This is a genomic window from Bradyrhizobium sp. HKCCYLS1011 (genome assembly GCF_051167795.1).
GTDB lineage: Bacteria > Pseudomonadota > Alphaproteobacteria > Rhizobiales > Xanthobacteraceae > Bradyrhizobium.
Genome location: NZ_JBNPTT010000004.1, coordinates 16,434 through 34,369, shown reverse-complemented (window position 1 = coordinate 34,369; position 17,936 = coordinate 16,434). Strand labels below are relative to the sequence as shown.

Below are 17,936 nucleotides of genomic sequence, written 5' to 3'. Positions count from 1 at the left end.
CTAAAATTGCTGCAGCGGATGATAAAACGAAAAGGTGAAAGAAGGCGGAGCCCGACGCGATCTTTCCTCGCATTGGTAAATGCATTGCGGTCAGTATGAGTAAAATTCCGCTCGCCTACAGCCGGATCGCGCCGGAAGCGATCCGCGCATAGAGGAGCGCGTCGAGCGGATGGTAAATTCCCGCCGCAGCGTCTCTGACAAACAGCGGATCGCGCACGATGCCGGGATCGAACCCGTCCTGCATCAATTGCTGCTTCTTCTGCTTGAAGGTTTCGGTCGCGTCGAGCGAAGTCGTGATGCGCAACGCGACCGGCTGGGCGTAGGCCGGCAGGCGGCGCGCCAGCTCGATCGCGAAGACCGCGAGATCGAACCGCTGATCGATCACCAGCGCGGCCATTCCAGCGCGGCCATCCGCGCCCGGCACGGCCACGCCATAGGTGGCAGCTTCGACGACGCCGGGACATTGCAGGATCGCGGCATTGACTTCGCCGGTCGCGACATTCTCGCCCTTCCAGCGGAAGGTATCGCCGACGCGGTCGACGAAATAGAAGAAGCCCTGCTCGTCCTGCCGCATCAGGTCGCCGGTGCGAAACCAGGCGTCGCCGTGCGCGAAGACGTTGCGCAGGATCTTGTTCTCGGTCTCGCCTGCGTCGGTGTAGCCTTCGAAACGGCCGCCGCCGGAATCGGCGGTGCCGATGCGCCCGATCGCCTCGCCGACTTCGCCGCGCGCACAAGCCACGCAATGCCCGTCCGCGCCGCGCATGACGCCGCCTGCCTGTTGATCGATCCGGACGATCGCAGCCGGGAAACGATGCGCGAGCAGCGATGGCACGCGGCCGATCGATCCCGCTTTGCCCTCGACATTGTAGAGCGAGAAATTGCCTTCGGTCGCGGCGTAGAATTCGAGGATCTGCGGGATCGCAAAGCGTGCCTGAAACGCCTCCCAGACATCGCCGCGCAGCCCGTTGCCGCAGGCGAGCCGCAGACGATGCGCGCGATCGAGCTCCGACGGCTCTGCCCTCAACAGATAGCGGCAGAGCTCGCCGATATATTGGAACAACGTGCAATCGTGCCGAACGATGTCGGGCCAGAAGTTTCGCGCCGAGAACTTCTCGACCAGCACGGCACTGGCCCCGGCGCGCAACATGCTGCAGGGGGCGACGATGCCGCCGACGGAATGATAGACCGGCAGGCAATCATAGAGCCGGTCGTCCGCCGTCGCGCCGGTCAACCCGGCGAACCAGCCGCCCCAATTGAGGATGCGGCGATGGCTGATGCTGGCGGCCTTCGGCAGGCCGGTCGTGCCGGAGGTGTAGATCAAGAGCGCGCGGTCGTTGATGGTAACCTCGCGCCGCTCGGCCGGAGACAGCGCGCCGCCCTCGATCCGGGCGAGCGCAGCAGTGATATCGGTCGCATCCTGCCGGCTGCCATGGGTCCAGACGTCTGGCGCGGCCCGGAGCAGCGGTGCGGCCTCCTGATAGGCTGCGGCGAACGCGTCCGCGACGATCACATGCTTAGGGCTCGCCACATCGATGCAATGCGCGAGCGATGCTCCGACCAGGTTGGTATTGATCAACGCGACCACGCCGCCGATGCGGCTGATGCCGAGCCACGCCGCCAGGTAGTCCGGGCGGCTGGGCATCATCAGGCAGACCGTCTCGCCCGGCCCGATGCTGACAGCGAGCGCCCAGCGTGCATATTGGTTAATGCGGGTCGCAAGCTCGCGATAACTGAAGCTCTCGCACGCGGAGATCAGCGCCGGCCGCTCCGGCGCCGCGAGCGCCCAATCGTCGATGACGTCGGCGAACAGCCGGGCCGGTTCCGCTTCGATGCGCGCAGTCAGCTCGATCGCGTTCAGCCAGACCTTGGCCGCCGAGGGCTTTCCGCCCGGCCGCGGCCGCTCTGCCGACCGATCCAAGAGCCCAGAATTCATTGCCGACCACCGCCTGTCTCGGCTCCATATAAGCGGTCCGGCCTGCGTAGCCGTTAACCGGCAGGGTTAATCTGACCGGGTCGCGCGCCGTCATTCCCGGGCAGCCCGCGCGACAACATGGCAAAGCCATTTTGTGCGGAGGGCTGAACCCGGAATCTCGAGATTCTCAGGTGCGCCATGCGCGCGACCGCTCGATGCTGTCGCATCGCCCCGGCACGGAGGTGACGCACGCTACGTCTCGCGGTTGTGACTCAGTAAGATTAATCCGGACCGAGTCCACCACTCATGATCCGATATGGGTCTTTTACGAAGTTGAGGGAAAATCGCATGTAGGATGTAGATCGGCGAAACCTGCCAATGTGAAGGCTGGCATGCCCAAGGGATCGGTAACGGAAGCCGTCAAGGATGTTACACTGACCAGACGCGCCTGGCTGCGCTCTGCAGCCTGGTCCGCATTGGCCGCGAGTCCACTCGCGCGCACGGTCGCGGCATGGGCGCAATCCTATCCGTCCCGACCGGTCACCTGGGTCATCCCCTTCGCGCCGGGTGGCGCGACCGACCAATTGTCGACGGGACTTTGCGAGCGGCTGACGGCGCGGCTCGGCCAGCCGTTCGCGCTGCAACACCGGCCGGGCGCCGGCGGCAACGTCGCGACCCGCAGTGTGATCGAGGCCGCGCCGGACGGCTACACGATCCTGGCAACGTCGACCGCCAATGTCATCGGGGCCTCGTTCGATCCGTCGCTGCCGTTCGACGTGACCAAAGATCTCACGCCGGTCGCCGGCATGGCCCGGATGCCCCTGTTGCTGCTGGTCAACAACGACCTGCCCGTGCACAACATGGCGGAGTTTCTGGCCTATGCCAGGGCCAACCCAGGCAAGCTCAGCGTGACGACCGCAGGCGCCGGCACCGTCCAGCACCTGGCGGCCGAACTGTTTCGCAGCAAGGCTGGTATCAAGTGGACCGTGGTCCACTATCGCGGCTCGACTCCCGCTTTGGTCGACGTCGCCTCGGGCCATGTTCACGCCGCCTTCGACAACACGGCCTCCGCCCTGGAGATGCTGCAAGCTCGCCAGGTCCGCGCCCTGGCGGTGACCACCCAGGACCGATCAAGCGCGACGCCCGACCTGCCGCCGATCGCCGACGTGTTGCCGGGCTTCGATGTGTCCGGCTTCTACGGCGTGGCTGTCCCGCGCGGCACGGCACAGCCGATCGTCGACCTCCTGAACGGCGAGATCAACGCGGCGCTGGCCGATCCTGCCATCCGCCGGCACTATGCCGAGCTCGGGGCGATTCCGCTTTCGGGCAACGCCCAGGAATACGGCGCATTGTTCACCGCGGAGATCGCCCGCTGGCGCGACATCGTCGCGCTGCTGGATGTCCACAAGACCGATTAGCCGGCCACTCCCTGGACCACCAGCCGGTTGAGCCGCGCTGCAAACGCCGCAGGGTCCTCCGGCAATTCGCCGTCGAGAATCTGGGCCTGCTCCAGCAGCAGGAACGCCATGTCGTCGACCTTGGCCTTGTCGGCGGCAGCGTTGGCAAGCGCCACCACCAGCGGATGGCGCAGATTGATCTCGAGGATCGGCTTCGACCGCGCGCCGCGCGCCTGCTGCGACAGGATGCGCTCCAGCTCGCGGTCCGGGCCATGACTGCCGGCAACGAGGCACGAGGCGCTCGTGGTCAGCCGGGTCGAGACCTTCACATCGGTGACGCGATCGCCGAGGCTCGCCTTGATCAGCGCGATGGTCTCGGCCTCATTAGCGGCAGGCTTGGCCTCGTCCTCGGCCTTCTCCTCCGTGACCGGAATCAGGTCGAAATCGATGTCGCCCTGGCTCAGCGACTTCAGCGGCTTGCCGTCATAGTCGAGCCGCGACGAGGTCCAGAAGGCATCGACCGGGTCGGTCAACAGCAGCACCTCGATGCCGCGCGCGTTGGCTGCCTCCAGCCGGGGATTGGACTTCAGCCGCTCGACGCTGTCGCCGACCAGGAAATAGATCTCGGTCTGGTTCGGCTTGAAGTCGGCGACATATTGCTTCAGCGAACGCCGCTCGCCCGTGGTGGTCGTGAAGCGTGACAGCGCCAGCAGCTTGTCGCGACGCTCGTAGTCCTCATAGAGCCCTTCCTTGATGACGGCGCCGAACGCGTCCCAGATCTTGTCGAAATTGTCGGCGTCCTTCTCAGCAAGTTGCTCCAGCTCGCTGATCACCCGCCCTGTCACGGCCTTGCGGATCTGCGCCAGCTGCGGGTTGTTCTGCAGCATCTCGCGGGAGATGTTGAGCGGCAGATCCTCGCTGTCGATCACGCCGCGGATGAAGCGCAGGTAGGCCGGCAGCAGATCGGCATCGTCGGTGATGAAGACGCGCCGCACATACAGTTTCACCTTGCCCTTGCGCGCCGGCTCGAACAGGTCGAACGGCTTGGTCGAGGGCGCAAACAGCAGAACGGCGTAGGAATAGCGGCCTTCGGCGCGATAATGCAAGGTCATCGCGGGCTCGTCGAACGCGTTCGCGATCGACTTGTAGGCCTGCTTGTAGTCCTCGGCGGTCAGCTCGGATTTCGAGCGCTGCCAGAGCGCGCTGGCCGAATTGATCTGGCGCGGCTCGCCCTCCTCGGGCACGAGCAGAATGGGAAACTGGATGTTATCGGAATAGGCGGTGACGATCCGCTCGATCTCATGGGCCTCGAGATATTTCTTCGCGTCCTCCTTGAGATGCAGCACGATCTCGGTGCCGCGGGTCACGCGCTTGGCATCCTCCTCGGAGGCCGGCGCGATCTCGAACCCGGCGCCCCCCGACGACGTCCAGGTCCACACCTCGTCGGTTCCGGCGCGACGGCTGATCACGACGATGCGGTCTGCAACCATGAAGGCCGAATAGAAGCCGACGCCGAACTGTCCGATCAGCCCGGCGCCGTCCTTGGCCTCGGCGAGCCGTGAGACGAATGCCTTGGTTCCGGAGCGGGCGATGGTGCCGAGATGCTCGACCAGCTCCTCCTTGTCCATGCCGATGCCGGTGTCGGCGACGGTCAGGGTGTCGGCGGCCTTGTTCGGGATGATGCGGATCTTCGGGGCCTCGCCGTCGCCGATCAGCTCGGGCTTCGCGATTCCCTCGTAGCGCAGCTTGTCGCAGGCGTCGGAGGCGTTGGAAATCAGCTCGCGCAGAAAGATCTCGGTCTCGGAATAGACCGAGTGCACCATCAGGTGCAGCAGCTCGGAAACCTCGGCTTGAAAGCGGTGGGACACGGCGGCGGTGTCGGTCATCGTCATGCGTCTGCCCATGGATTGGAAGGTGCCGTCGATATAGCGCGACAACCATCGAGATCAAGCCTTGGGACCCCACCCATGCAGGCGGGACGATGTCTCCCGCACAGCCCAGGCCGATCGCATATGGCCTCAAGGAGGCCGGGCCTCCCAGCGATGCGGAGCATCGTCCGGAGACGCGCGGCTTCGCCGCGTCCTCACCATGCGGGCCTTCGATCTGACTGCGAAAATGCCGTGATCCCGAGGAGCCCGCGGTAGACGGGCGTCTCGAACGATGGCCGTGAAGAAAACTGCGCCAGCCTGTTTTCAGCCATTAGCGATGGCCCCGCCCCCAACCAGCTGAGCGACAGCGAGGCGGGCCGCGAACAGTGCAGAAGGAACTTGCGCGTCTGCGGACGATGCTTCGCATCGCGGGAAGAACCTCAGGCCCGATCTGATCCGCCCACACAATCACCCTGTCCGCTCAGTCGGAAGCCGGCCCCGCAAGCCGCAGCCGATTTTCGAGAGGGGCAGCCCGATTTCTCGCAGCTCTTTGACATGGATCAATGACTGATCTCAGCGCCTCCGGGCATTTTATCCGATGGCCCGCCCCTGCCCTACGCGCCAATTCGTTGCATATGCAACAAATAACTTCATGCCGCCGGTTTCATTGTGACAACATCATAATGTCACGCAAGCTTCACTGAAGCGGCTTACGCCTCGCGCCGCACTCCACAACGGCACGGGGATTCGCATGGCGAGCTTCAACAAGACCCTGCAGACGCAACGCTTCGACGACTACCGCTACTATCATCAGAGCCGGATCAATCAGACGCTGCACCTGATCAGCGCCGTGATCTTCCTGGTCACCTACGCGCTCCTGTTCAAGGATCCGGCGATGGCCGGACTGCTCGGATGGCTCGCGATGCTGACACGGCAGACCGGTCATTTCTTCTTCGAGCCGAACGGCTACGACGCGGTCAACGACGTGACCAACGAGTACAAGGAAGCCGTCAAGGTCGGCTACAACCAGAAGCGCAAGATCGTGCTGCTGCTGGTGTGGGGCATGGTCCCGGTCATGCTGTTCGTCTTCCCGACCCTGTTCGGCCTGTTCGCCGAGCCCACCAGCCGGATGGACTTCGTCCGTCATGTCGGCCTGCTCTGGCTCGCCGTCGGGATCGGCGGTGGCCTGTTCCGGGTGATCCAGCTGTTCGCGATCAAGGACGCCGCGACCGGGCTGATCTGGGCGCTCAAGGTGCTGAGCGACCCGTTCCACAACATCGCGCTCTATTGGAAGTCCCCCTTGGCGCTCGCCCGCGGCGAGTTGATCGATCCGACCATCAAGGACGCCTCGCACTGGGGCGCGGCCGATGACGAGGTCGACGCCGAGGAAGCGGCGCACCTGACCTGAGGGCGCATCCATACCGCTTCCGCCGCCGCCGGCGGCGGGAGTGGTGGCCAGCCTGAAAGCATCACTCTACATGGAACAACTCTCAATGTCTGCCGTTGCGGCCTTTAGTGCTGGTGGCATTAGGAGCTTCTCCCCATGTGTGACTACAGCTTGCATACCGTTTCGTCCCGCGATGCCGAAATTTCGGACGTGCTGGTCTCCTGCCGCTTCCCAGGCACCGAGACCCGCGGCTTCTGCAGCAAAGAAGATCCTTTGACCGCGGTGTGCCTGCGTCCGGGTACCGAGCTCGCCTTCGAGGACGACGTCCGCATCAAGGGCCTGTTCTTCCGCCGCAAGGTCGGCGCGCAGCTGGCCCGTTTCCGCAAGGTCGACACCAACAAGCCGACCGAACATCACGACGCGCTGGAATTCGCCAACGGCCGGATCGTCAAGGTCACCGATCTCGCCACCGGCCAGCGCGCCCGCGTGCTGCAGCTGCCGGCCGAGCCGGCCACCAAGCGCACCGCCGCGCCGGTGACGATCGAGCTGCGTGCGACGCAGCCTTGAATGCCAATGACGGCGCACAGGCGTCAGGCGCGCGCCAATGATGGCGGCGCCTGGCACGCGGCCCGTGGGCGCCGCAGCGCCGCAAAATGATTGTCGCGCCACGACGACAAGGACTGCCGCCGAATGCGGACGATCGCCGACAACGTTCCCGCATCCGACGTCGCTGGGCCGCTGGCCGGCTGGACCGGCGAACAGAAGCACGTCGTCGCGGCCAGCTTTCTGGGCTGGACGCTCGACGCGTTCGACTTCTTTCTGCTCGTCTTCGTGCTCAAGGACATTGCGGCCGAATTTCACACCGAGGTCGCCGACGTCAGCTTTGCCATCCTGCTGACGCTCGCGATGCGGCCGATCGGAGCGCTGCTGTTCGGCCGCGCCGCCGACCGCTGGGGTCGCCGGCCGGCCTTGATGGTCAACGTGCTGCTCTATTCGATCCTCGAATTTGCCTCCGGCTTCGCGCCAAGCCTGACCGCGCTGCTCGTGCTGCGGGCGCTCTACGGCATCGCAATGGGCGGCGAATGGGGCGTGGGCGCCTCGCTCGCGATGGAATCGATCCCGCCGCACGCACGGGGGTTCGTGTCCGGCCTTTTGCAGTCCGGCTATCCGACTGGCTACTTTCTGGCCTCGATCGTCTACGGCCTCCTCTTCTCCGTGATCGGCTGGCGCGGCATGTTCATGGTCGGCGTGATTCCGGCGCTGCTCGTGTTCTACATCCGTCGCAACGTTCCGGAATCCCCCGTTTTCGAGCGAAGCCGCGCCGCGAAGCGCCCGGATATGCTGCAGCTGCTGCGCCAGCACTGGCGCCTCGGCCTCTATGCCGTGGTGCTGATGACCGCGTTCAATTTCTTCAGCCACGGCACCCAGGACATCTACCCGACCTTCCTCGAGCTGCAGCACAAGCTTTCGGCGCATGAGGTCAGCCTGGTCGCGATCATCTACAATCTCGGCGCCATCTGCGGCGGATTGCTGTTCGGCGTACTGTCTGAGCGGTATGGCCGGCGCCGCTGCATCGTCATCGCGGCCATCCTGTCGCTGCCCGTCATTCCGCTCTGGGCCTATGGCGGCAGCATCGCGCTGCTCGCGACCGGCGCCTTCCTGATGCAGTTCATGGTGCAAGGCGCCTGGGGCGTGATCCCGGTGCATCTGAACGAGCTGTCGCCATCTGACGCCCGCGGCACCTTCCCCGGCTTCGTCTATCAGCTCGGCAATCTCATCGCCTCGGTGAACGCGCCGCTGCAGGCCGGTATCGCGGCGCACTACGGCGGCAACTATGCGTTCGCACTCGCCGGCGTGGCCGCTGTGGTCGCGATCGTGATTGCGGTGCTCACCGCACTGGGGCGCGAGGCGCGCGGTATCAGGTTCGTGGATTGAGCGGCCGCTAGCGAGTCTGCGTGCGATCCTGCTATCTCTCCCGTTGTCTGTCAGACTTATCTGTCAGATTGGGGGATTTGACCGTGACCATCGCCACGACCTGCACCGCATTGCTCGGCCTGCTGCTGTTCGGACTGGGCCTCAACGTTTCGATCGCACGGCGGCGCCACGCCAAGGGCATCGGCCACGACACCGGGCCGACCGACCCGATCCACCGCGCCGTACGGGCGCATGGCAATACCGCGGAATATGCGCCGTTCTTCGCGGCAATGTTCCTGTGGTACGCCGCGCATGGCGCGCCGGCCTGGATCAACACCGTGATCGTGATCGCCACCGCCGCACGCTTCCTGATCGTGGCAGGGCTGTTGTGGGGTGGCCCGCTCAACCGGGCCAACCCGCTGCGCTTCGCGGGCGCGTTCTTCACTTATTTTTGCGGACTCGTGCTCGCTGCCGCGCTTGTGGTGTGAGAGCATTGTTTCTCGACAGGAGCGGCATCAGAGCAGCGGCTCGTCGCGACGCCTGCTTCGGCCGGCTGGCCCTGCAGACGAATCGCGACCGACCGCGCGAGCTCCGCTGAAGCAGCTCGATCTGCTTCAGCGCGCAGGCCGGCGGACGGCGTGCTGCTGTCTTGTCTTCACCACATCCCTCGGTTTAGTATCCTTTCGATTTCAGCGATTTATTGAGCCCGATGCGGCGCGAATGCTGCATCGCCGGCGCCCTTTCGATGTCACGTCGCGTGCCTTCGTGGCGGCCGCGCGCGACAATTGCCGGACAAGTGCAATGGGTGTCTTGCAGCAGCATACCATTCTTTCGGTAGTCGGAATTGCCTTTGCGATCGCGGCGGTCGCCTGGTTACAGCCGGTCACCGCAGGCGGCACCACCTTCGTCGTGGTCTGCGTGGTTCTGGTCGTCAACGCGTTCGGCGCCCTGTTCATCCGGCTTGCCGCATTGCTTGCTTCGGGACCGGCGCCGCGCGCCGGACAGCTTGACGCCGGCCGCCGCAAAACCAAAGGGCGCGGCTAATGGGCAGAATCGCACCATCGGTCCTCGGCTGCGCGCTTCTGCTGCTTCTGGCGGTGCCGCGCCCCGGCCAGGCGCTGACCTGCGCGCCCGACGAGGAGGAGATCTCCGGCACATGTGTGAAGCGCGTCTCTCCCTCAAGCCCCGCAGACAGGGCGAAGCGGGACTCAGAGTTGAGGTCGCGTTTCGAGCACGAGTATCGCCCTCCGCCATTGCCACAAGCAACAACCGGCGGCGCGATCGGCCATCTGCTGCCGTTCGACGCCGGGGGCGGTGCATCACATAGCACGGGCACGCTGACCGACGTTGGGCACCTGGTCCCGGTGCGCGCCTATCTGCGCAGCGCCGATATTCCGCCGCCGTCGATCGGAGCCTATGGCGTGGTCGCGTTCCGCGCACGGCCGACGCCCGCGACCCGCAGCCGCCTGCTGATGGCCTGCACCTCCTTCGTCGCCTCGATCCCACCGCAAGCGTTGATCCCGAGCAGCGTTGCCGTCAGCGACCAGATGCTGACGATCTGGCCGCTGGACAACCCGGCCGCGGCGGAGGCCGTCAAAGATGACTGCAATTTCGCGATCGACCATTACGACCTGTTTGGCGGCGACTCCGCGATCGCCGATGCCGGGAAGCAGGGCGCGACCTTCGGCGAAGAGGGCCCGTTCCTGATCGGCTGGTCGCCGTCGAACACGCGTGGCGTTCCGGACAAGCTGGTGCTGGTCGTCGATATGTCGCGTTACAACAGCCAGGACAGTTTCGATCACGCCTTCCTGTTCTGGAAACAGAAGATCGTCGAGGATCCCGCACTGTGGCGCAGCGGCTTTTCGGTGGAAGGCATCCGGCTCGCGGTGCGCGACTTCGCCGACGGCTATGGCGACACGATCCTGAAGGCTGCGGTCTCGCTCTGGAAGAAATAGCCCGCGCCGGCCAGAACCGGGCGGCAAGCCGTGCGGCGCAAATTGCCGCGACAGCGCAGTGCGGTTCGCATCAGGACACCGGCCCGGTCAGGCCAGCGGTTCGCCGAGCGTGTGCATCAGCCGGTTGGCCCAGCCGAAGATCGCGGCCGACAGCACGAGATCGAGCTGTTCCAGCTCGCCGAGCCCGACCTCCTTCAACTTGGCGGCATCGTCGGCGCCGGCCTCGATCGGCGTCGTCGACAGCTTGGCGGCGAAGTCGAACAGCGCCTGGTGGCGCGGCTCGAGCCTGGCGTTGCGCTCGTCGGCAAAGATCGCGTCGACCACGTCGGTGCGCTTGGTCAGATTGAGGAAGCGCGAGGTGTGCACCGCCGTGCAATAGATGCAGCGGTTGACGACGGACGCGGCGGTCGCGCCGAGCTCGCGCTCCGCGGAGACAAGGCCGTCCTTGCCGTACATGATCAGGTTGAACAGCGGCGAACGAACATCGAGCGATTCCGGATCGTGCGCCAGCGTCAGAACGTAGGCCGAGACGCCCTTGTTGGACGGCGTGATCTTCATGGCCGCGCGCTGCTCCGGCGTGGCCGTCTCGAAATCGACCGGGGTCACGTAAGGCGACCATTCGGGAACGTCAGCCGTGAATTCGTGAACCGGCTTTTTCATCGCCCCTCGACCTCCTTCAACAGCATCAAGCCGGCGATCACGCGCAGCTGGTAGTTCACGAAAGCGGCGAGTTCGGAGAGCCGGACGATATCTGGCTCGCTCACGCCGGCGGCTTTCAACGCCTCGATGTCGCCGCGCGTCGCCTCGCGCGGTGCCAGCGTCAGCATGTCGGCGTGACGGGCCATCGCGTCCTGCCGCGGATCGCCGATTGAGCCGCCGGGAAGCGCGAGCGGCGCGACCTCGGCATCCCCGCCATGCGCGAGGTAGCCGTCGTAATGCGCAACCAGCGCAGCATTGCCCAGATGACGGCACATCCGCGACGCCAGCGCCGCCCGCAGCGCGTGGCTCAGACCACCGGGCTCGCGCGGCACCAGCACGGCATCATGCGCCGCCTCGCTCAGGCGCAGCACCTCGGCGCGCACCTTGAGCGCCGCCCCGAGCTTGGAATCCGGCGGCACGCCGGCAAGCTTTTCGATCAGCGTGGTCATACGTCTCCTCGCGAATGACAGGGATTGTCCGCATCCTGCACCGAGATGGTCAGCGGCGCGCCCGTCTGCAGAAAGGCTGTCAGCGCAGCTTCGTAAGGCGCGGGATCCAGCCCGCGCCCCGCCAGCCAACCCGGCTCGTAGTAGCTCTGGCGATAGCGCTCGCCGGAATCGCAGATCAGCGTCACCAGTGATCCGGTCTGGCCGGCGCGGTGCATCTCCGCCGCAAGCCGGCATAGCGGCAGGAAGTTGGTCCCGGTCGAGCCGCCGACCGCGCGCGGCAGCCGCCGCGTCAGCACGTTCATCGCCGCGATCGAGGCCGCATCCGGCACCTTCATCATGCGATCGACCACGCCCGGCACGAAGGACGGTTCGCAGCGCGGCCGCCCCACACCTTCGATCAGCGACGGCCGCTCGCACACCCGTGCGCAGTCGCCGCTGCAGAAGGCATCGAAGAAGGCCGAATGCTCGACATCGGCGACACACAGCCGGGTCGGATAGCGGCGGTAGCGCAGATAGCGCCCGATTGTTGCCGAGGTGCCGCCGGTGCCGGCGCCCATCACGATCCACTCCGGCACCGGGTGTCGCTCGCCGGCGAGCTGGTTGAAGATCGATTCGGCGATGTTGTTGTTGCCGCGCCAGTCGGTCGCGCGCTCGGCGAAGGTGAACTGGTCCATGTAGTGGCCGCCGAGGCGGTCGGCGAGCGCGGCGGCCTCGGCGTAGAGCGCGCGCCCATCGTCGATCAGGTGGCAGTTGCCGCCATAATGCGCGATCGCGGCGATCTTCTCGGCCGAGGTGGTGCGCGGCATCACCGCGTAGAACGGCACCCCGATCATCTGCGCGAAATAAGCCTCCGACACCGCGGTCGAGCCGGACGACGCCTCGACCACCGGCGCCCCCTCGCGGATATGGCCGTTGCAGAGCGCATAGAGAAACAGCGAGCGCGCCAACCGATGCTTCAGGCTGCCGGTCGGATGGGTCGACTCGTCCTTCAGATAGATGTCGATGCCCTTAAGCGCCGGCACGATCAGCCGGATCAGATGCGTGTCCGCGGTGCGGCACTGGTCGGCTTCGATCGCAGCTACCGCATCGTCGGCCCAGCCGCGGCGGAAGCTCGGTCCGGCGGCAGCTTGGTGCAAGGCGGAAAGGGGTGTCGACATGAGCCGCAAGGGACCATAATACAATTTTCGCATCAAGACTTATCTGTCATTCTTCTGATGAATGATCCGGCAGGGGCCGGCTAAACTTTATGCTTCAAGCAAATCAATGCGGGTGCATAATGCCTGGAATGCATGATGACGTGATCGACATCCGGCTGCTCGAAGCCTTTGCCGCGGTAATGTCCGCCGGCAGCATCACGGCCGCCGCGAAGCTGCTGGGACGCTCGCAGCCCGTGGTGACGCGGCAGATCCAGGATTTGGAGGCCGATGTCGGCTATCTCTTGTTCTCGCGCAACGGCCCGCGGATCACGCCGACGCAGAAGGGCGTGCTGTTCCATGCCGAGGTCGAGCGGCTCCTGCTTGGGCTGAAGCATGTCCGCGAACGCGCCGCAGCGATCGGCGCCGGCGCCCTGCCCGTGCTCAGTCTGGCCGCGATCCCGGCACTCGCTGCAGGAATCGTCCCGGTCGCGCTCGCCGCCATCAATGGCGACCTACTGCCGGGCCATGTCCACGTGCAGTCGCTCTCGGCGGAGAATGTCGCGCAGTCCGTGCTGTCGCAGTCGGTCGATTTCGGCTTGGCCAGCCTGCCGATCCAGCATCCTGGCCTCGACGTGCAGTGGGTCTGCGAAGTGCCGTGCGTGGCGTGTCTGGCCGCCGATCACCCGCTCGCCAAGAAGAAGGTGATCCGGCTCAAGGATCTCGCCGGCCGCAGGCTCCTGACCATGGCCAATCCCTATCGGCTGCGGCGTCGGGTCGAGGACGCGCTGGAGCGCGCCGGCGTCAGGCCGCAGGAAATGATCGAGACCAACGCCTCGCTGACCGCGGTCGCCATGGCCAAGCAGTCGCTCGGCGTCGCCATCGTCGAGCCGGTTGCGACCGCAAGCCTCGAGATGGCCGGCGTCGTGACGCGGCGGCTCGACGTCGAGATCCCGTTCCTGTTCGCGGCGATTTCGCCGGCCGGACGCGAACTCACCCCGACCCTTACCGCGCTCAACGCCGCGCTACGCGCGGCCGTGAGCTTGATGCCCGGCGCGCGGCTGCACGAGGGCAGCGTCGCCTTCACCGAGGCGACCGACGACACCGATCAATTCGAGAGAGCCGACCGATGACGATGATGTCCCCCGACGCCGCGGGCCTCGCCGCACTGGAAGCCCGCCTGCGCCAGGACCTCGCCTGGCTCGAGTGGCCCGCCAAATCATGGGTGCCGCGTCGCGTGGTCGATGGGCAGGACGTGACCGACGTCGTGATCGTCGGCGGCGGCATGGCCGGCCTCGTGGCCTCTGCGATGCTCACGCGTCTCGGCGTCGACAATCATGTCGTGCTGGACCGTGCCAAGGCCGGCCAGGAAGGACCGTGGGTCACCTATGCCCGCATGCTCACACTGCGGTCGCCGAAGGAACTGACCGGCCCGGCGATGGGCCTGCCGGCGCTCACCTTCCGCGCCTTCTACGAGGCGCAATACGGGCGCGAAGCCTGGCGGACGCTCGACCGCGCGCGGCGCACGCTGTGGATGGATTATCTGACCTGGTACCGCAAGGTGCTCAATCTGCCGGTCCGCAACGAGGTTGCCGTTGCGGGAATTCAGCCGCGCGGCGATGACCTGCTGGCGCTCGACATCAGCGAGGCCGGTGCGACGCGGCAGATCCTTGCCCGTCACATCGTGCTCGCCACCGGGCGCGACGGTCTCGGCGGTCCCTACGTGCCGGAAATCGCTGCGCGGATCGATCCCCGTTTCTGGGCCCACACTGCCGACATGATCGATTTCGCGCGGCTTGCAGGCAAGCGCGTCGCCGTGGTCGGCGCCGGCGCCTCCGCGATGGACAATGCGGCAGTGGCGCTCGAGGCCGGTGCTGCGCGGCTCGATCTGTTCATCCGCCGGGGCGACATTCCGCGCATCAACAAGTTCACCGGCATCGGCAGCCAGGGCGTGGTGCACGGCTTTGCCGGCCTGCCCGACGAATGGAAATGGCGTTTCCTCGATCACACATTGAACGCGCAGACACCGCCGCCACGCCCCTCGGTGCTGCGTGTATCGGCGTTTCCGCAGGCGCATTTTCACCTGGCGAGCCCGATCACCGATCTCACCGAAATCGATGATCATGTCGTGGTCACCACGCCGAAGGGGCGCTACGAGATCGACTTCCTCATCTTCGGCACCGGCTTCAAGGTCGACCTTGCGCTGCGGCCTGAGCTCGCCGAATTCGCGCCTCACATCCGCTTCTGGCGCGACCGCTTTCCGAGCCCGAAGGGGATGGAGAACGCAGAGCTCGAGACCTCGCCCGATCTCGGCGAGGCTTTCGAATTCCTGGAGAAAGTGCCCGGCGCCTGCCCCGCGCTGTCGCGCCTGCACTGTTTCAACTATCCGGCAACGCTCAGCCACGGCAAGCTCTCCGGCGACATTCCCGCCATCAGCGAAGGCGCCGACCGGCTGGCCCGCGGCATCGTGCGGCGGCTGTTTGTTGATGATCGCGAGCGGCATTTCGAGAACCTGAAGGCCTTCGCAACGCCGGAGATCCTCGGCCACGAATGGCGCGATGCCGATGCCCCGTCCGCGCCGCAGCCGGCCGCGCTCGACGCTTCAACCTGACCCCGAACCGAACAGGCACGCGCCCATGCAGACGACCAACAAAACGGCCATCGTTGCGGCCATCGCCGGCAATGCGATGGAATGGTACGACTTCACGGTGTTCGCGCTGATGACGCCTGTGATCAAGACCCTGTTCTTCCCGGTCGATCCCAAGGTGCCCGGCAGCGAGATCAACGCGCTGCTGTTGACCACCGCGCTGTTCGGCACCGGCTTCTTCATGCGGCCGGTCGGCGGACTGGTGCTCGGCTATTTCGGCGATATCAAGGGACGCAAGGCCGCGATGACGCTCGGCATGGCGCTGATGGCGCTGTCGGTTGCGCTGTTGGCGCTGACACCGACCTATGCCACGGCCGGCCTCGCCGCGCCGTTCATCGTGCTGATCGCGCGGCTGCTGCAGGGCTTCTCGGTCGGCGGCGAGTTCGGCACCTCGACCGCCTATTTGATCGAGGCCGCGCCGCCCGGCCGCACCGGTCTGTTCGGCTCCTGGCAGATCGGCGGCCAGCTGATCGCCAACGCGCTCGGCGCCACACTCGGCGCCGGCATCACCCTGGTGTTCACGCCGGAGCAGCTCAATGCCGGCGCCTGGCGCATTCCTTTCATCGTCGGCCTCGCCATCGTGCCGATCCTGTTCGTGATGCGCGCCAAGATCATCGAGCCGGAGGCGTCGTCCCGCATCAGGGCCGCAACACACCGAGAGGGATTTGCGGCCGCGCTGAGATATCCGGGGCGCAATTATCTCATCGGCATGGGCATGGTGGTCGCGAGCGCCGTCTCGTTCTACATCACCTTCGGCTACACGGTGACCTACGCCAAGGAGGTGCTGAAGCTGCCCTTGATGCAGAGCTATCTGGTACAGCTGATCGCCGCGGTGGTGATGATCGTCGTCGTGCCACTCGCCGGCGCCGTGTCCGACCGCTATCCGCGCAAGCCGCTGCTCCTGGTGTCGCTGATCGGTTATTTCGTGCTGCTCTACCCACTCTATGCCTGGGTGATCGCGGCGCCCTCGATCGGCAAGCTGCTGGTCTGCCAGATCGTGATCGGATGCTTCGGCGCCTTCTTCCTCGGCGTCTATTGCACCACGCTGGTCGAGCTGTTCCCGGTGCGCATCCGCTCCACCTCGCTCTCCATCGTCAACAACGTGGCGGTGCTGATCTTCGGCGGCTTCGCGCAGTTCTTCGTGACATGGCTGATCGCGCTGACCGGCTCGCCGCTGGCGCCGATCTTCTACGTCATGATCGGGGTCGGCCTCGGGCTCATCGCCGTGATCGCCATGCGCGGCGATCCGCGGGAGATCGTCGTGGAGACGCCCGTGCCCGCAACGCTTCCGCTGCGCACGCCCAACGACTGAGAGGGTTGCGGCGGCGATCCCGCCAACCTATCACAGCACGCGGACTCTGCGCGGCCGCAACAGAAGCACGACGCCGAAGGCGGCCAGCACGGCCGCAACGGTTGCGGCCGAGAAGGCGGCGAGCGGACCATAGGGGAGGATCAGCTGCGCCACGACCAGATAGAACGAGACGACGCCGACCGCGCCGATGGCATTGCCCCTGACCACCCGCAGCGCATTGTCGCGGCCGCCCTCGAGATGCGCGAACAAAGTGAGCGGCCAGGCGATCACCGGAATCAGCGACACGACACCCGAGATGTCGGGCCCGAGGATGCGCGCGAAGCTCGTCGTCAACAGCACCATCGCGGCCGCGGTGAGAAGCCGCACCGACAGGCTGATCGCCGGACCTCCATCCGCGGCCCGCGGCGCCCCGACCTCCTCCTTGGTGAGCCGCAGCAGAATGGCGACCATGACCAGGACGACGGCGACCGCCAGGGCCGGCGACTGCAGCTCGAGCAAGACCCAGGCCGCAGCACAGAACACGACAAGGCTGAGCACGCAGGCCGATGCGAGGCTGCTGACGCGCGTCAGCACCGCGTAAGCAACATAGCCGCTCAGCACGGCCGCCAACCCCGCCAGTGAGGCGATCGCCGCACGCTGTGCGAAATCCGTTCCCTGCTCGACCGCGAGATACACCGAGATCGGCCCGGAGGTCAGCGGCAAGCCCGACAGCAGGCCGCCGATGAACGTCCCCCATTGCCGTGCGGCGAGCGAAATCGCCAACATCATCAGCGGGGTCACCGCAAGCTTGATGGCGAGCATCATGTCCGCATCCGTTGCACCACCCATCCGGTCCTGCCGACTTCATGACGCGACCTGATGAGCGCGGCAAGGAAATGCGCTCCATCATCAGTGCAACCGCGTCATGCGCGATCGCGCGACGCCGATCACGGCGCTGGACACAGGGCGACGGTGATGACAGCGACGAGCGCGTGCCCGCTCAAGCCAACAGCAGGTCGCCGGGGCCAAAGCCGGCTCGCGCCCACGCTGATATCATTCTTCCTTCGATCGCAAGTGCTCCACAAAAGCCCTCAGGTTGCAGCTAACGCTTTCTTGTCGCGAGCAACGCGTCGGATGCGGGTCAAGGATTCCTTGAGATCCCATGAAAGCCGCGCAAACTGCCGGCGATCGCTCCAAGGCGCGGCTGCAACACCTTCGCGACTGTGCCGGGACGCGTTCCGACGCGAAGGGAAAAAGTCGGGAAAAGCTGGCAATAGATTCGGG

General features: G+C 65.7%; 16 protein-coding genes. 10 read left to right on the top strand and 6 right to left on the bottom strand.

What is annotated here, in order from left to right; genetic code table 11:
- Window positions 1–115: 115 nt before the first annotated feature.
- Window positions 116–1,933, bottom strand: a complete 1,818-nt coding sequence (locus ACQR1W_RS13145) for a long-chain-acyl-CoA synthetase (protein ID WP_434851184.1) — start codon at window positions 1,931–1,933, stop codon at window positions 116–118.
- A 371-nt stretch (window positions 1,934–2,304) separates the two neighbouring features.
- Here ACQR1W_RS13145 and ACQR1W_RS13140 point away from each other — a divergent pair, with 371 nt between their 5' ends.
- Window positions 2,305–3,330, top strand: a complete 1,026-nt coding sequence (locus tag ACQR1W_RS13140) for a Bug family tripartite tricarboxylate transporter substrate binding protein (protein WP_434851183.1) — start codon at window positions 2,305–2,307, stop codon at window positions 3,328–3,330.
- Here the strand turns inward: ACQR1W_RS13140 and htpG are convergent.
- Window positions 3,327–5,201 (bottom strand): molecular chaperone HtpG, encoded by a 1,875-nt coding sequence (gene htpG, locus ACQR1W_RS13135; RefSeq protein ID WP_434851182.1) that lies wholly within the window; start codon window positions 5,199–5,201, stop codon window positions 3,327–3,329. The genes ACQR1W_RS13140 and htpG overlap by 4 nt on opposite strands.
- 727 nt (window positions 5,202–5,928) lie before the next feature.
- Between htpG and ACQR1W_RS13130 the strand changes: the two genes are divergently transcribed.
- The 6 genes from ACQR1W_RS13130 to ACQR1W_RS13105 all read left to right on the top strand — a co-directional run bounded on the left by ACQR1W_RS13130 (window position 5,929) and on the right by ACQR1W_RS13105 (window position 10,433).
- The gene (locus tag ACQR1W_RS13130; RefSeq protein ID WP_434851181.1) at window positions 5,929–6,585 is read left to right on the top strand and encodes a hypothetical protein; all 657 of its coding nucleotides are present in this window, start codon (window positions 5,929–5,931) and stop codon (window positions 6,583–6,585) included.
- A 135-nt stretch (window positions 6,586–6,720) separates the two neighbouring features.
- Window positions 6,721–7,131: a hypothetical protein gene (locus tag ACQR1W_RS13125; RefSeq protein ID WP_434851180.1), complete on the top strand. Its 411-nt coding sequence runs from the start codon at window positions 6,721–6,723 to the stop codon at window positions 7,129–7,131.
- Between the two features lie 123 nt (window positions 7,132–7,254).
- Window positions 7,255–8,499 carry an MFS transporter gene (locus ACQR1W_RS13120; protein WP_434851179.1) on the top strand — a complete coding sequence of 415 codons (1,245 nt, stop codon included), beginning with the start codon at window positions 7,255–7,257 and terminating at the stop codon, window positions 8,497–8,499.
- 83 nt (window positions 8,500–8,582) lie between these two features.
- Window positions 8,583–8,966 (top strand): MAPEG family protein, encoded by a 384-nt coding sequence (locus tag ACQR1W_RS13115; RefSeq protein ID WP_434851178.1) that lies wholly within the window; start codon window positions 8,583–8,585, stop codon window positions 8,964–8,966.
- A 313-nt stretch (window positions 8,967–9,279) separates the two neighbouring features.
- Window positions 9,280–9,522 (top strand): hypothetical protein, encoded by a 243-nt coding sequence (locus tag ACQR1W_RS13110; RefSeq protein WP_434851177.1) that lies wholly within the window; start codon window positions 9,280–9,282, stop codon window positions 9,520–9,522.
- Between the two features lie 209 nt (window positions 9,523–9,731).
- Complete coding sequence (locus tag ACQR1W_RS13105) at window positions 9,732–10,433, top strand: hypothetical protein (RefSeq protein ID WP_434851176.1); 702 nt, start codon at window positions 9,732–9,734, stop codon at window positions 10,431–10,433.
- A gap of 87 nt (window positions 10,434–10,520) precedes the next feature.
- Here the strand turns inward: ACQR1W_RS13105 and ACQR1W_RS13100 are convergent, their stop codons facing one another.
- Genes ACQR1W_RS13100 through ACQR1W_RS13090 form a run of 3 tightly spaced genes read right to left on the bottom strand, consistent with a single transcriptional unit; the run spans window position 10,521 to window position 12,738 of the window.
- Window positions 10,521–11,093 carry a peroxidase-related enzyme gene (locus ACQR1W_RS13100; RefSeq protein WP_434851175.1) on the bottom strand — a complete coding sequence of 191 codons (573 nt, stop codon included), beginning with the start codon at window positions 11,091–11,093 and terminating at the stop codon, window positions 10,521–10,523.
- Window positions 11,090–11,581 carry a CMD domain-containing protein gene (locus ACQR1W_RS13095; RefSeq protein WP_434851174.1) on the bottom strand — a complete coding sequence of 164 codons (492 nt, stop codon included), beginning with the start codon at window positions 11,579–11,581 and terminating at the stop codon, window positions 11,090–11,092. The genes ACQR1W_RS13100 and ACQR1W_RS13095 overlap by 4 nt, the downstream gene beginning before the upstream one ends.
- Complete coding sequence (locus ACQR1W_RS13090; RefSeq protein WP_434851826.1) at window positions 11,578–12,738, bottom strand: PLP-dependent cysteine synthase family protein; 1,161 nt, start codon at window positions 12,736–12,738, stop codon at window positions 11,578–11,580. The genes ACQR1W_RS13095 and ACQR1W_RS13090 overlap by 4 nt, the downstream gene beginning before the upstream one ends.
- Window positions 12,739–12,866: 128 nt before the next feature.
- On the opposite strand from ACQR1W_RS13090, the gene ACQR1W_RS13085 reads away from it, so the two are divergent.
- Genes ACQR1W_RS13085 through ACQR1W_RS13075 form a run of 3 tightly spaced genes read left to right on the top strand, consistent with a single transcriptional unit; the run spans window position 12,867 to window position 16,673 of the window.
- On the top strand, window positions 12,867–13,847 hold the full coding sequence (locus ACQR1W_RS13085) for a LysR family transcriptional regulator (protein WP_434851173.1): 981 nt from the start codon (window positions 12,867–12,869) through the stop codon (window positions 13,845–13,847).
- The gene (locus ACQR1W_RS13080; RefSeq protein WP_434851172.1) at window positions 13,844–15,325 is read left to right on the top strand and encodes an NAD(P)-binding domain-containing protein; all 1,482 of its coding nucleotides are present in this window, start codon (window positions 13,844–13,846) and stop codon (window positions 15,323–15,325) included. The genes ACQR1W_RS13085 and ACQR1W_RS13080 overlap by 4 nt, the downstream gene beginning before the upstream one ends.
- Window positions 15,326–15,350: 25 nt before the next feature.
- Window positions 15,351–16,673 carry an MFS transporter gene (locus tag ACQR1W_RS13075; protein WP_434851171.1) on the top strand — a complete coding sequence of 441 codons (1,323 nt, stop codon included), beginning with the start codon at window positions 15,351–15,353 and terminating at the stop codon, window positions 16,671–16,673.
- Window positions 16,674–16,703: 30 nt separating this feature from the next.
- Here ACQR1W_RS13075 and ACQR1W_RS13070 read toward each other — a convergent pair whose 3' ends face one another.
- Window positions 16,704–17,477: a hypothetical protein gene (locus tag ACQR1W_RS13070; RefSeq protein ID WP_434851170.1), complete on the bottom strand. Its 774-nt coding sequence runs from the start codon at window positions 17,475–17,477 to the stop codon at window positions 16,704–16,706.
- Window positions 17,478–17,936 lie beyond the last annotated feature (459 nt).